16 protein-coding genes and 1 tRNA gene are annotated in these 12280 nt (G+C 40.2%); 12 read left to right on the top strand and 5 right to left on the bottom strand.

Going from position 1 to position 12280, the window contains the following annotated elements; translation table 11 throughout:
• Positions 1-96: 96 nt before the first annotated feature.
• From K5620_RS17725 to K5620_RS17700, 6 genes are all read left to right on the top strand, one after another.
• Positions 97-486: a helix-turn-helix transcriptional regulator gene (locus K5620_RS17725; protein WP_016403369.1), complete on the top strand. Its 390-nt coding sequence runs from the start codon at positions 97-99 to the stop codon at positions 484-486.
• A gap of 565 nt (positions 487-1051) precedes the next feature.
• Positions 1052-2113: a hypothetical protein gene (locus K5620_RS17720; protein WP_016403367.1), complete on the top strand. Its 1062-nt coding sequence runs from the start codon at positions 1052-1054 to the stop codon at positions 2111-2113.
• 357 nt (positions 2114-2470) lie between these two features.
• A complete protein-coding gene (locus tag K5620_RS17715; RefSeq protein ID WP_016403366.1) occupies positions 2471-2683 on the top strand; it encodes a hypothetical protein in 213 nt (70 codons plus the stop codon).
• Positions 2684-2737: 54 nt separating this feature from the next.
• Positions 2738-2971: a hypothetical protein gene (locus K5620_RS17710; RefSeq protein WP_016403365.1), complete on the top strand. Its 234-nt coding sequence runs from the start codon at positions 2738-2740 to the stop codon at positions 2969-2971.
• 7 nt (positions 2972-2978) lie between these two features.
• Entirely contained in the window at positions 2979-3476 is a 498-nt protein-coding gene (locus tag K5620_RS17705) for a hypothetical protein (RefSeq protein WP_215426476.1), read from the top strand.
• A 33-nt stretch (positions 3477-3509) separates the two neighbouring features.
• Positions 3510-3935 carry a hypothetical protein gene (locus K5620_RS17700; protein ID WP_040307553.1) on the top strand — a complete coding sequence of 142 codons (426 nt, stop codon included), beginning with the start codon at positions 3510-3512 and terminating at the stop codon, positions 3933-3935.
• Positions 3936-4002: 67 nt separating this feature from the next.
• Here K5620_RS17700 and K5620_RS17695 read toward each other — a convergent pair whose 3' ends face one another.
• A complete protein-coding gene (locus tag K5620_RS17695; protein ID WP_040307552.1) occupies positions 4003-4590 on the bottom strand; it encodes an excalibur calcium-binding domain-containing protein in 588 nt (195 codons plus the stop codon).
• 423 nt (positions 4591-5013) lie between these two features.
• Between K5620_RS17695 and K5620_RS17690 the strand changes: the two genes are divergently transcribed.
• On the top strand, positions 5014-5289 hold the full coding sequence (locus K5620_RS17690) for a helix-turn-helix domain-containing protein (RefSeq protein ID WP_040307551.1): 276 nt from the start codon (positions 5014-5016) through the stop codon (positions 5287-5289).
• Positions 5282-6523, top strand: coding sequence for a type II toxin-antitoxin system HipA family toxin (locus K5620_RS17685; protein WP_016403363.1), 1242 nt, complete (start codon positions 5282-5284; stop codon positions 6521-6523). The genes K5620_RS17690 and K5620_RS17685 overlap by 8 nt, the downstream gene beginning before the upstream one ends.
• Before the next feature lie 258 nt (positions 6524-6781).
• Here the strand turns inward: K5620_RS17685 and K5620_RS17680 are convergent, their stop codons facing one another.
• Complete coding sequence (locus K5620_RS17680; protein ID WP_016403362.1) at positions 6782-7762, bottom strand: integron integrase; 981 nt, start codon at positions 7760-7762, stop codon at positions 6782-6784.
• A gap of 281 nt (positions 7763-8043) precedes the next feature.
• Here K5620_RS17680 and K5620_RS17675 point away from each other — a divergent pair, with 281 nt between their 5' ends.
• The 4 genes from K5620_RS17675 to K5620_RS17660 all read left to right on the top strand — a co-directional run bounded on the left by K5620_RS17675 (position 8044) and on the right by K5620_RS17660 (position 10398).
• The gene (locus K5620_RS17675) at positions 8044-8685 is read left to right on the top strand and encodes a hypothetical protein (RefSeq protein WP_016403361.1); all 642 of its coding nucleotides are present in this window, start codon (positions 8044-8046) and stop codon (positions 8683-8685) included.
• Between the two features lie 118 nt (positions 8686-8803).
• The gene (locus K5620_RS17670; RefSeq protein WP_040307550.1) at positions 8804-9202 is read left to right on the top strand and encodes a hypothetical protein; all 399 of its coding nucleotides are present in this window, start codon (positions 8804-8806) and stop codon (positions 9200-9202) included.
• A 21-nt stretch (positions 9203-9223) separates the two neighbouring features.
• Complete coding sequence (locus tag K5620_RS17665) at positions 9224-9526, top strand: hypothetical protein (RefSeq protein WP_040307549.1); 303 nt, start codon at positions 9224-9226, stop codon at positions 9524-9526.
• Positions 9527-9990: 464 nt separating this feature from the next.
• Complete coding sequence (locus tag K5620_RS17660; RefSeq protein ID WP_016403359.1) at positions 9991-10398, top strand: HIT family protein; 408 nt, start codon at positions 9991-9993, stop codon at positions 10396-10398.
• Positions 10399-11152: 754 nt separating this feature from the next.
• Here the strand turns inward: K5620_RS17660 and K5620_RS17655 are convergent.
• The 3 genes from K5620_RS17655 to K5620_RS17645 form a co-directional block, all read right to left on the bottom strand.
• Entirely contained in the window at positions 11153-11377 is a 225-nt protein-coding gene (locus K5620_RS17655) for a helix-turn-helix domain-containing protein (RefSeq protein ID WP_084681974.1), read from the bottom strand.
• A gap of 232 nt (positions 11378-11609) precedes the next feature.
• Positions 11610-11834, bottom strand: coding sequence for a helix-turn-helix domain-containing protein (locus tag K5620_RS17650; protein ID WP_016403357.1), 225 nt, complete (start codon positions 11832-11834; stop codon positions 11610-11612).
• 258 nt (positions 11835-12092) lie between these two features.
• A tRNA-Ile gene (locus tag K5620_RS17645) sits at positions 12093-12169 on the bottom strand.
• Positions 12170-12280: the final 111 nt, after the last annotated feature.

Genomic DNA, 12280 nt, shown 5'->3' with positions numbered 1-12280 from the left:
TGGCCAATATGGACTCATTAATGTGGTTTATTACACATGGCCGGGGAAGAGTTAACAGTTGAATTGTTCCAAGATAGTTTTTGATAGGAGTATGTAATGGCTAACACTCAGATTAAAAAAGCAAAGATTACTTCAGAACGTGTTAAGCCTACTAAAGGTAGACCTGAAGTTGATGCCGCTGGGCGTGATCTTTTTCTCAAACAAGTGACTTCCGGTTTGTTAGAGGGACATCTAACCCAAGGACAGGCTTTAAAAGAATTGCGCCTTAAGGTGCTTAATCTAAAGCAAGAACAATACGCTAGTATGGTTGGGGTGAGTCGTAAGGTGCTATCGCAAATAGAAAATGATAAAGGGAATTTCTCTTTTTCGATCATTAATAAAGTGTTTAGGCCGGTGGGGCTACAGGTTGGGATTATCCCTCGTCATCAGGATGTTCTGCGCGACGCCTTGCTTACGCCTTCAAATAAATACAATCTAAAAGACTGATACTAAAAGTAGCGCTGTTAAATGACCAAACCTTAAAGCCATGCGCTGGACGAAGTGAATAGTTAAATGAAATTGATAAAAAAACGAGAACAGTTAGAGGTAGGAATGTTAATTACTGCCTCGTTCGCATCTTCCTTTCCTCTTATAAGCTTAATGACTGGTACCGCGTATATGGTTGGGGCTTACGGTATGAACTATAGCGAGGTGTCTCTGGTTGATGACCCTGAACAGTACTGGGAGTGGATTACTTTTCAATGTTACTGTGTGATTTTTCTTATTTTTTTATCTAAGTTTGAGTTTCCTTTTTACAGCAAGACGCATAAAGCTTTAGATCAATTCAAAGAAGCAAATAAATACGTTTACTATTTAATCTTGTTTATAGCTATTCCCATATTTTTGATTTTACTTTTTGGGGTAGGTATTTGGTTCTTCTCTTAAGTTGTTCAGTAATTTTGCTAAGCAAGTGATTACTAAGATCGTTTTACCCTAACAGCTATTGACTGCTTTGTTATTTAAATTTACCTTATAGCCCTACTATCTGTTGTAGCAGTAAAAGGAACAAACTGTGAGTGAACAAGCCGAGATTTTTCTCAGTACAAAGAGTCGCCAGCTAAAATCGAATGATTTTGAAAATGAAGCAGCATTTAATGCATTCTTAAATGACAACTCTTTGCAATCTGGCAGTTTTTTACATGCGGGAACTCCTTACATTGTTCGCCCAAGCGGGAGTGAAAAACCTACCAATTTAATGCAGCAATGCAGGCAACTGCAAAATATCCCGTCTTGTCATCGTCGTTCGTTAGCCAATGTAAATGCTCAATTAGGTAGCGACATTACACTTGGATTAGCTGAGCTGTTTGACCAACAAATTGCTCCAGCGGCTAGCCAACTTAATCAGTGGGTGGGTGAAGAGAAGGTTAATCTATCTAGTGCTGCTGCTGGGATACTACAAAGTCGTAGTGCGCAGTTTGGGGACAAAGTAAGTGCTTATGAAAAATCATTAATGGAAGTGCGTAGAGGCTATAAAGCCAAGCTACCAAGATTGCAACTGATGAAACTGGAATCAGATGCTCGCGCGGCTTGGAAAGCGTTAAATGATTTGTTCAAAGCTGAATTGATTAAAGCTACCGCGAAAGTAAAAGCGAGAAAGGGCACTGTATTTACTAACCCTCAAAGAGCTATCGACAAGGCGAAAGGAAATAGAACTGACGCATCAATTAAACTAAGTAACGCAAAAGAATTAAAAAATCTCAAGCATATGTCCACGGGCTTAAAGTTGGGGGGCAATATCCTTCTTGCTGCTGATGTGGCTGATAGAGGGCAAAAGGTTAAAGCTGATTTTGATCAAGGTAAGGATTGGGGGAAAACGGCTTCGGTGCAAGCTGCTGGCCTGTCAGCTGCGGTTATTACAGGTTCTGTGGTAGCTAAGGGCGTTATTTCTGGTGCTGGAGCGGCTGCTTTGAGTATTGGACTAACTATGACTCCAGTTGGATGGGCTATCGTAGTTTGTATTGGAATCGGTGCAGCTTATGTTGCTGCAACAAAAGCTGATGAGGTAGCTCAGCGCGAGGTTAAAAACCTTTATGAGCGAAATGGTATCTTTAACCGTATCCCAAGGTCATTGTAATGGAGCATCCACCTTTAAGTTATGAGGATTGGCGTTCACTTTTTTTCATGATTACTTTTGTGTCGTCAATGGTAGCTTGGCTATTAAGTGCAAAGTTCACTATGAGAAGAATTGAGCCTGAATTAAAAAAGCAGGGCTTCAGTTGTGGAAGCTGGGATGGACCTGGTTTTCGTGTATTGAGCTATGCAACGATTATTTTGTTTCAAACAAAGTTGCTTAATGACAGTAACTATCCTTTCGTTCCTGTGGATGCCACCCGTAAGCTAGCTACGAAAAAAGACTGGTACATATCACTGTGGCTTTGGTGCTCATTAGTAGGAATGGTAATCCTAGTGTTCCTATATTGAACGTGTTGTTATGACAAAGCTGCAAATAGGCTGTATTAGTGTGGGAGTAGTACTTAGCTGCTTTAGTTTTGCAAATGATGAAGATGTCATTACTTCCACGGCTAATGGCAAAAGCTATTACCACATGAAGGTTTCATTGGATGAGCAAAGCATTAGTTCAATCAAAGAGTTTAACGAAGATCAGTTTGTTATGAACGGCGGGCAATTCGAGGTGAAGGTTTAACAAAGCTCTTTCCCGATAAAAGCCCCTAACTGTAAAGGTGATTTGATCCTCAGAATGCCTTGGACAAATTCAGACTTAAGTGCTGCTAAGCTTTTCATTGATGAAAAATACAATGTATACAAAGCGATCGTAGATGCGTCAAAAAGTGAGGGGAGTAATGTTGATGTTTACATCGAGCTAAACCCTTATGTTCAAATGACGGGCGATAATTTTGAGCTAACAGAGTGCAATGTGTTTTTCAGGCATGCTAATGATCAGTACATTCCTAAAACAGGGTCGCTAAATTAAGGTAGGTATGAGGGTAAAGGTTGGATTACTGTTTTTAGGGGGACTTTTGGGGTTATCAGGTTGCTATAGCAATAAACCCAAAGAAAGTAACTTTATTGAGTACTCTCGTAGTGTTGAAAAATTAGCACTATTTGTGAATCTTGATGGATTAGAAATTGAATCAGTACATTGGACTTCTGGGCCAGTTATTCGTGAAAATGAACATGATAGCTTTTTGCCTTCTAGCAATGATTGGTGGCTTAGCGCGGTATTAGATATCTCCGGAGAGCAAAAGATCGAAGAGATAACGAAAGGTTGCGAGTTTCTATACTCCATTGGTGTTGGAAATATCGATTCTGATTTCGTAAACGACACTATAAGAAAGCTAACCAGTAATCCTAAATTTGTTAGTACTCCTATAGATGTTTTTGATGCATGTAGGTTTCGGTCTAGTGCTTTACCAGATGGAGTGTTGGTTAAAGATGCCAAAAGCAATCAAATTTTTGTAAGGCTTTTTGTTAACTGACTTGGCCAAGCTAAATGCGTCATAAGGACTCGCATGAAACAAATCTTGCTCATTGTCATTGCTAGCATATTCTTTATTTTGGGATGCACCCAGCCTTCGATAGAAGATAAGACTCTTGTTTTAACTTACAAGGCTTTTGGTCCACCTTCTATGAGCGGCCATTTACTGGGTGTGGAATGGTTTCAGTGGCAGTCGCATGGTGGCTCAAGACCTCGTGAATACCCTGTTAAGGTTGTTGTTTACAAGGATGCACCTTTAGAAGAGTTAGAAGCTGCTTATCCAATTGATGAGGCTTTGGAAAAAGACTTCAGGTATGTTGAATATACAGCTGCAATAAACTATTTCGATAAAAATGTTCACGAACTAGAGGAAATGGCTAAAGAGGGGTTTACAATGGGAGACCTTTCTAGCGAGTTGGTAGAAACCAAATCTCTAATTGTGGAAGCATTAGGTAAATAGATTTTAACTCACTCTCTAAAAGTGAGTCTTTAGCTGTTAAGGATGAAGACTCGTACTTACCCTTAGCTCAATTCCAGAATGAATTACAGTGCTGCCGCTCGCATGGCACTCCATCACCATCACCGTCCATTTTAGTATTAGGGCAGTTTGCTAAGTAGAATTTGGCTTCCTCACACGAATTCATTTGGCTGCAGTGCGTTTTGCCTTCACAGCTAAAGTTACTGCTGGTAGAAAAGCTTGAAGAACTATCCAATGCAGAACTTTCTATATTGGGGGTATGTGATGCGCTCTTAGTAGTCGAGTATTGAGGAGCAAAAGATTGATACAGAAAAATAGCGCCTATAACCGCAAGAACCGGAATCAATTTTGCCAATACACTTGGCTTTTTATTGCGAGCTACTTTCCTTTGCTGTGAATGGTTAAAAGGCTTCTTAGAGCTTATGGGCGTTAGCCCTTGAATACTGCAATTGTATGCTTTGGTTTTTCCATTCGACTGGTGCTCGATCTGAAATAAAATGGTGTCGCCAACTCGTGGCTTTCTGGGCATTAATTTTAAAGATGAAATATGGATAAACACATCGTTGGGCTTTCCAGTTACTGATATAAAGCCAAACCCTTTGGCATCATCCCATTTTTTTAATACGCCTGTTTCCATTTTATCTACCGTATTCCTGAGCTGTGACTAATTCTATACAAAGTTATCAATCAATAATCTTGATTGATATCAACTAGACTTGCTCTCTCTTAGCAGTTTCATGCAGATTGGTAGGGGATTCTGATGATAGGCTGGGACTTGTAGCATATCTGCTATTGCATCATTAGGGGGATTTCTTTTTGTGCTGTGGAAAGTGCGTATACCTGAAGGATGTCAGCCTTTATTTATTTGCTACCATGATAACAATTAATGCCAAAACAATGTTTAATTGTCATTATGGTAGCTATAAATGCCCATCTGTTGCCTTTTATCCTTCGTGTTACTGAATTAATGACTACCAGTGCTTTTAGTTTGTTACAAGGATAGCAAATAAGTCATGTATTTTGCTATAATTGCTATTATGGTGACAATTTTGAGGTGTGTATGTTATCTCTTTATACCGCTTATGATTTGCAGATGGAACTAAAAGAGTTTATCAAGTCTGCTCGGAAGAAAGATAAACTCAGTGTTCAAAAGATGGCCGAACTCTCAGGCGTACCTTACGCGACGATCCGAAAGTTTGAGTCATCTGGCAACATCTCACTACGTCAGTTCCTCATGCTTTATGAGGCAGTCGGTGACTTGAAAAAAGTGAAAGAGCTGACCAAGTCGTCCGAGCCTGAATTTAAGTCAATTGAGGATGTGCTTCGACATGCTTAAATCTGCCCTAACCGTAAAACGAACGCTTAGCACAGGTGAAAAGGTACTGGTCGGAAAGCTCGTTGAAAATAGTACGCAAAGCTTCTTTCAGTTTGATGAGTCTTATTTAAGTAATCATTCCACCTCTTTGGCTCCGTTCAATTTAAAGGCTGATACAAGCCTGCAAGTTGCGCCTAGAGGGCCGCATTACGGTATTCATGGAGTTTTTGGAGATAGCCTTCCTGATGGTTGGGGCCTTTATCTCATGGATCGTGTATTTAGAAAGAACGATCATAACCCAAAGGAAGTCACCGCCCTAGAGCGTTTGGCTTACCTAGGGGACAGATGTATGGGGGCGTTGAGCTATGAGCCAGAATTAGATTTACTTGATGAGTTAAAGCAGTCGATTGATATCATTACCCTTGGACGAGCTGCGATTGAAGAGTTTGAAGGCACTGAGTCTGCTTTGCTTGAACACTTGATGAATACTGGTGGTTCGGGTGGTGCTAGGCCCAAAATGAACGTTACACGTTTATTAAATGGGCAATATTCAACATTAGATGACTCACCAGGAACAAAGCTTATCGTAAAGCTTACATCTGAAAAGTTTGACTTGAAGCACTCTGAATCATTAGTCGAATATTGCTACATGCAGATGGCCAGTAATGTCGGCATTGAAGTTCCTAACTTTGATTTGATAGATGTGGGTAATGGACGATTTTGGCTAGAACAGGAACGATTTGATTGCACCGAGCAAGACGGTCGAGTCCATATGATTTCTGCGTGTGGGTTGTTAGATGCACCGTTTCGAGAGCCTTCTTTGGACTATGTGGATTTAGTTAAAGCTACGCGCATCATGTGTAGTGTCACTGAATCTCAGAAGCTCATTAAGCGCTGCATGTTTAACTACTTAACTGTTAACCAAGATGATCACAGCAAGAACTTCAGTTTCCTTGCCAGTGACACAGATAGCTGGACTCTATCGCCTTTTTACGACATTGTTTACAGCCCTAACCCTTACAAAGAGCATATGACGGCATTCGGTGGCAATGGGCGAACGCCAAAGAGCGCACTAGACCAGTTAGCTGCTCAGTCGGGATTATCTTCAAAGAAAGCAATTATGGTTATGGCTGAGGAAATATTTGAAACAACACGTTCGTTTAGTCATGAGGCCAAACATCTGGGCTTGTCACCTAATCTAATCAAAGAGATTGATAAGGATATGTTAGAAAAATTTAAAGCGCTATCAGTGTAGTGGATAAATCATATCTGCCATGGCTTTGGGGCCGATTTTGAGGGGGCGGGTACAGTAACCGAGGTTATTCGAGTTAACTTTGTAATATAAAGTTCGTAACAAGCTTTGCCCCAAAATGCTTTAGGCCTTATTGCGAACAGCAAAATTTCCCTCTGCTCTTTCCATACCAAAACTAATGGTTTTGAATCTGATTTTACGAGCCAAGTTGAATCGCCAACTAGAATGCATAAGCGCCTTGATGCTCTTTTAGTAAGTCATCTATTTTGCAGCTTGAACCAAGCCCTCTAAAGGGCTTTTGACGCCCGTGGTATGACGACCTATAACATGCGTATAAATCTCAGTCGTTGTTACATCCTGATGACCAAGTAATTCTTGTATAGTTCTTAAATCCGTCCCTTGTTCTAATAAGTGGGTGGCAAAACTGTGCCTAAAGGTGTGGCAACTTGCAGGTTTATGTATACCTGCAACGCGCACAGCTTTTCTCACAGCTTTTTGGAGCACACTATGATGAATATGATGGCGTTTGAGCTCACCTGTTCTAGCGTCGATACACAGGCGAGTTGAAGGAAACAAAAACTGCCAAGAAAACGATCGTTGAGAATGTGGATACTTACGGGCTAACGCGTAAGGCATCGTTGCTCCAGCGTAATGTAGACTCATATCATGGGCAAAAACACTTTTGCTCAGGAGAATGCTATCACGAAGCTTTGGGATCAAGTTAGGGGGTAACAAAGTCACGCGATCTTTATTTCCTTTGCCTTGCCGTACGGTGATTGTATTTTGATCAAAATCTAAGTCTTTAATCCGTAATCGCAAGCATTCACAAAGTCTTAGTCCCGACCCGTAAAGCAGTGAAGCCATGATCTGATAATCCGCGGGTAAATTCGCAATCACTTGGCTTACTTCACCTCGAGTAAAAACCATGGGAATGTTGACTCGTTTCTTCGCGCGTTTCGCCTGAATTCCAATCATTTCGATACGTAGTACTTTGTTATAGAGAAACATTAAGGCATTAAACGCGATGTTTTGAGTAGCCGGAGCGACTTGCCTATCTACCGCTAGGTGCGTTAAAAAATCTTCGATATCTCCCGCGGCCAATTTTTCAGGGTGTTGCTTGTGGTGAAAGTACAAAAAACGTTTTATCCAATGCCAATAGGTTTGTTCGGTACGAATACTGTAATGATGTTGATAAATCGTATTTCTGAAACGCTGTTGGAGTCGCGGAGGTGATTTTGTCATGCTGCGCACTTATTGTCTGTATGTATATACAGCATTTGTAGTTTCGTATGCTTCTTTTGTCAAAGTAGTCAACAGAAAAATAGTTACAGCTATTGATTGATTATTGATAAAAAGTGAAAGTAGACAATAGCTTAAGATAGAAGACACGCTGATGGGATAAATGTGCGTCACATCACATTTTCGGTGATGGGAAGCGTGCACATTGAATGGGATAGGAAGCACGTGCTTCCTACTTAGCGTTAGGTTTTAGCTAACCAATCATCAAATTTACGAGAACTAATATGGAAATAGTCCCTAAAAATAAAACGTTAGATGTAACAAAACATGGAATAACATTAGGAAATTTAAACTGCAGTGACATAACTTATAAATGCACCATATCAGTAGGATCATCACCAGGAAGAACTGTTAAAAAAGAACTAGGTATAAACGATGCATTGCTTTTTCAAACAGAAAGCTTCGGATTGAAAGAAGTAAGGATCTTCGAGATAGATAGGGATGAAATTAAAGTAAAAGTTAGCAATGTATCTCCTTCAAATATTTTTTTTGGAATGGACCCTGAATCAATAGCTGGAGATGTTCCAATATCTGAAGATGAATATGAACAGTACGTTTCAAACTTAACTAAATTGAAGGAAGACTTTTCTAATAACACTAATATATCAAAAGAAGAGTTTTCTTACTTGTCTGCTCAAGTAGATTATTTGATAGCATTTGCTGGAAGAGCTGGCATTACGAAGAAAGATATAATCCTTCAAACAATGGGGTTGGTCTGCAATTTCAGTGTTGCAACAATTTTTGCGCCTGATATTGCTAAGGAAATTTTTATTGGTTTTGCTAATTCTATTCCGTGGTTAATTGATTCCGTTGTACACTCTTATTCATTATTAGGTTCAAAAATCCCCCCTGAGATAAGCAAATAAAAACCTAACAAGTCATTAAAGCAGGACAAAAAACAGTTGGCTTTTTCTCCTTCGTCGCTAATTTTAGCCAACAATTTTTTGCCTCTTAATGAGGCGTTATGTTTAAAAGGAAGTTGTATTGGTAACCAAAGCTCTCAAAGGGATATATGCTTTGATTCTGGGGTTCTTGGTTTGGGACCGAAGCACAATCGTGCTTACACAACTGAGTGAAATGCCGGCGCCTCGGATACCAGACCTGGTTTCTGCCGTGCTGGCTACTGCCTTCTTTGCTGGATATGTGGCTTTCCTAGTTACCCGAAACCGGATGCTGCTCGGTCTTTCATTCGCCGTTTACAGCGTCTACGCACTCAGAACTATTCTGCAAACTTTCAGTCACCCCATACTCTCCGAACAAGAGTACATCGCAGCAATAGCCTTTTACTTCGTTTTGGGGCTCCCGATGCTTGTAGCCTTGGTGGCAAATTTTAAACATAACAAGTCAAGCAAATCGGACGCTGAAAAGCGCGCCGTTTCTTGAAGTGTTATACGTAGAAAGACAATGAGCCGGAAACTGACTCAGGCAGAAAAAGCGCTATGGAATCGAATATCCAAGATACTTTGGAAGAATTGGGATCCTATAGGCGTTTATAACGAAGATGATGAGTGGGATGATGAATATGATTCATATGTCCCTAACATTTTTAGACTCGCAATAGAAGGTGCAGATGAGTACCGAATTGCAGCTTCTCTTACAGCGACAATAAATCAAAGCATTGGTCTGTCTGCTACAGATAACAACGAACATGATAGAGCCACTGCTCGATTAATTATACAGGCGAAGATAGAGTTAATTGATTCCTAAACGTATAACAATTAGTTCTTGTCGCCATAAAACGGCTAGGAAATTTGCAAAAGACGCAAATTCCTCAAAACAAAAAGCGTTATAAATCATGATATATCTAGTAAGAATTCAGCAGATTTTATACTTTGTCGCATTAATTGTGTGGGGGCAATCTGCTATCAGGTATGCCATGGATGATTCGTTTGGCAATAGGTTTGTTGGCGCTACAGGTATAGCTACAATCTCGCTGGTTGTTCTTGCTGTGTCGTATTATTATCCAAGAGTAATAACCTATATATCATTCGTATTTATTGTTGGTATAGTAGCTTTAATAACACTTCTGCTACTTCAGTAGGAATTTATAACAATCGCAATCACTCGGACCGTATTTAAGCTGTCTTCGTTTTTGCAAAAGGGCCGCAAAAAGCGCAGCCACCTCAAATCCGTCCGGTGTTGCGGGCGTTACAAGTCATTATGAGGTTAGCTTGGAAGAATCCACTATTGTCGAAAAAATTGTTAGTAGAGAATTACCTGCAGCCATTGTTTATGAGTCCGATGCTGTAATTGCATTTGCTGACCACGATCCAATTAATTTCGGTCATATATTGATCGCACCTAAGAAGCCTTATAAAACATTCTTAGAATTACCAGCAGAAGTATTTGGTGAAATTAACGAAGTTGCAAAGGATCTTTATAAAAGGTTAGAGGCTAAGTACAGCCCAGATGGTATTGGCTTCATGCAAAATAACGGTACCTATCCTGACTTTAATGCACTCGACCATTATCATCTACATATATTCCCAAGATTTAAGGGAGATAAATATGGTTGGGTTACTAGCGAAATAGGTATTCAAACGGTCAAAAGCCTTAGAGAGTCAATCGCAGACTTGTAACAAACCAAGGTTGGGCATGCCCGCCAAAAAACGCTCCGTGGCGGGCATCGGTTCGCCGCAACTTAGGAGCGTTAACACCAACTGTTCCATACTTTCGCTAATCCGAAACACCATTGAATAAGTCATCTCCCAAACACGCTTTTGTCCAAAAGTATGTTATGCCTGTTTTGCAAATCAGATTAAAAAGTATAACGGATTCAGTTTGCGCTAATAGGCTTTGATTCTGGTATACGAATAGTTGAGTTTTTAGTCGCGCAATTACTAACTAAAATCTCATTATTTAGAAAATTGAACTGATATCGATTGAACGATTTAGTTCTAAGTAAAAAGCTTTTTACAGCAACAATCAAACTCTAACACATGTAAATCGTTGAATAGCGTTAATCTGTTGAACGAGCTTTTTTGTCTGCAAATTCCTTATCGATTTTGGATACAAAAATAGACGACAGTTTTATCGCTGTTCTAACCGATTTGCACAATCCCCCCTGCACACCCATGAGAAAAACACAGTCAAATTAGTCCCAAGTAATGAGAAAAATGTGCTCAAGTTAAATCCTGGGGGGGATTGTGCAGGGGATTGTGCAGGGGATTGTGCAGAGCTATTTTTCAGCTGGAAATTTATCTTTTTCAAGGCCCCAAAAAAAATTATTCGAATTAAGCCAAGAAACAGTTTGAATCGATAGATTGTGCTCAGGGTGATACTTCAATGAATAAAATCTATCGAGCTAAAAGCTCGATAGATTTTATGCGTCTTTCATCGAGTTTGCCTATCCAGAAATGCGATCAGTGCATCAGCGGGATAATAGATCCGCGAACCCACTTTTAAGTAGTGCAAGTCATAGCGTTTTGCACATCGCCAATTGGCTAAGGTGCTTATGCGAACCGATAAAACCCTAGCTGCCTGCGCGGGGGTGAGAATGTCTCCTGAATGAAAGCCTGCCGAGAGTAATGCATTTGTACCGAAAGTATTATTTTCCATGGGTGGTCCTTAGGTTGTTTTTATAAGGTCAAAACTCATGGGGTAATGTTTTGGGTTCTTCGGTGTGATGCCGATCATACTTTTGGTTTGTTTACTATTTTGGCGTATTTAGTGGAGGCGCAGGCTTAACTAGTTTTTGCTGAGGTGGTTAGTGTATCTAGGCTTGAATGGAATAATGCAAATAAAGCTTATAGAGCCGTATCAACTCTATAAGCCTTCCTGGGTATTAATTTTACCTGATTTGGCTATCAAGATAAGCAATGACCGCTTCTGCAGGGTAGTATATGCGTCCGCCAACTTTCATGTACTGCAACGTATAACGTTTGTTGCAGCGCCAAGTTGCTAATGTGCTCACTTGTAAAGATAAGACGTCAGCAGTCTGTGAGGGTGTTAGTTTTTCGCCAGCTGAATAACCGGCTTTAGCCAATATTTGAGTACCGAATGATTTTTCTTTCAAAACAAATTCTCCAATAGATTTTTAAGATTTGCTTATGAAAAGGGTAAATTCATCTGGCACACAATGTGATTTTGATCACATTTTAGCCTTGGGGTTGAAAGTATTTGGTTTGAGCTTTTCGAGTGAAAAATAAGGAAAATCTCTCTATTATCTCACTAGGGTATTGGTATTGAGAATAGGTCTTTACGGGTTATATACGGCACAGGGCCGGCACAGAAAAAAGGCGTAGTGGTTACTAACCTTCTACGCCTTTGTATATGGTGGCCCTTCACAGACTTGAACTGTGGACCTAACGATTATGAGTCGTGTGCTCTAACCAGCTGAGCTAAAGGGCCAAATTGGGTGTTGCGAGCTTAGCTCAAACAACGAGAGGCTGGATTATAAAAAATCATATCAGCCTTGTCTATGCGTTTGAAACTAAGCGCTTATTTATTCGCCGTTTAGCT

Source organism: Agarivorans albus (assembly GCF_019670105.1).
Lineage (GTDB): Bacteria > Pseudomonadota > Gammaproteobacteria > Enterobacterales > Celerinatantimonadaceae > Agarivorans > Agarivorans albus.
Note: the sequence above shows the minus strand (reverse complement) of the source record. Positions and strands in the feature narration are given on the sequence as shown.

Bases quoted from the DNA above. Each gene is read 5' to 3' on its own strand.
- K5620_RS17725 (WP_016403369.1), top strand. From the start codon at position 97: ATGGCTAACACTCAGATTAAAAAAGCAAAGATTACTTCAGAACGTGTT.
- K5620_RS17715 (WP_016403366.1), top strand. From the start codon at position 2,471: ATGACAAAGCTGCAAATAGGCTGTATTAGTGTGGGAGTAGTACTTAGC.
- K5620_RS17710 (WP_016403365.1), top strand. From the start codon at position 2,738: ATGCCTTGGACAAATTCAGACTTAAGTGCTGCTAAGCTTTTCATTGAT.
- K5620_RS17705 (WP_215426476.1), top strand. From the start codon at position 2,979: ATGAGGGTAAAGGTTGGATTACTGTTTTTAGGGGGACTTTTGGGGTTA.
- K5620_RS17700 (WP_040307553.1), top strand. From the start codon at position 3,510: ATGAAACAAATCTTGCTCATTGTCATTGCTAGCATATTCTTTATTTTG.
- K5620_RS17695 (WP_040307552.1), bottom strand. From the start codon at position 4,590: ATGGAAACAGGCGTATTAAAAAAATGGGATGATGCCAAAGGGTTTGGC.
- K5620_RS17690 (WP_040307551.1), top strand. From the start codon at position 5,014: ATGTTATCTCTTTATACCGCTTATGATTTGCAGATGGAACTAAAAGAG.
- K5620_RS17685 (WP_016403363.1), top strand. From the start codon at position 5,282: ATGCTTAAATCTGCCCTAACCGTAAAACGAACGCTTAGCACAGGTGAA.
- K5620_RS17680 (WP_016403362.1), bottom strand. From the start codon at position 7,762: ATGACAAAATCACCTCCGCGACTCCAACAGCGTTTCAGAAATACGATT.
- K5620_RS17675 (WP_016403361.1), top strand. From the start codon at position 8,044: ATGGAAATAGTCCCTAAAAATAAAACGTTAGATGTAACAAAACATGGA.
- K5620_RS17665 (WP_040307549.1), top strand. From the start codon at position 9,224: ATGAGCCGGAAACTGACTCAGGCAGAAAAAGCGCTATGGAATCGAATA.
- K5620_RS17655 (WP_084681974.1), bottom strand. From the start codon at position 11,377: ATGGAAAATAATACTTTCGGTACAAATGCATTACTCTCGGCAGGCTTT.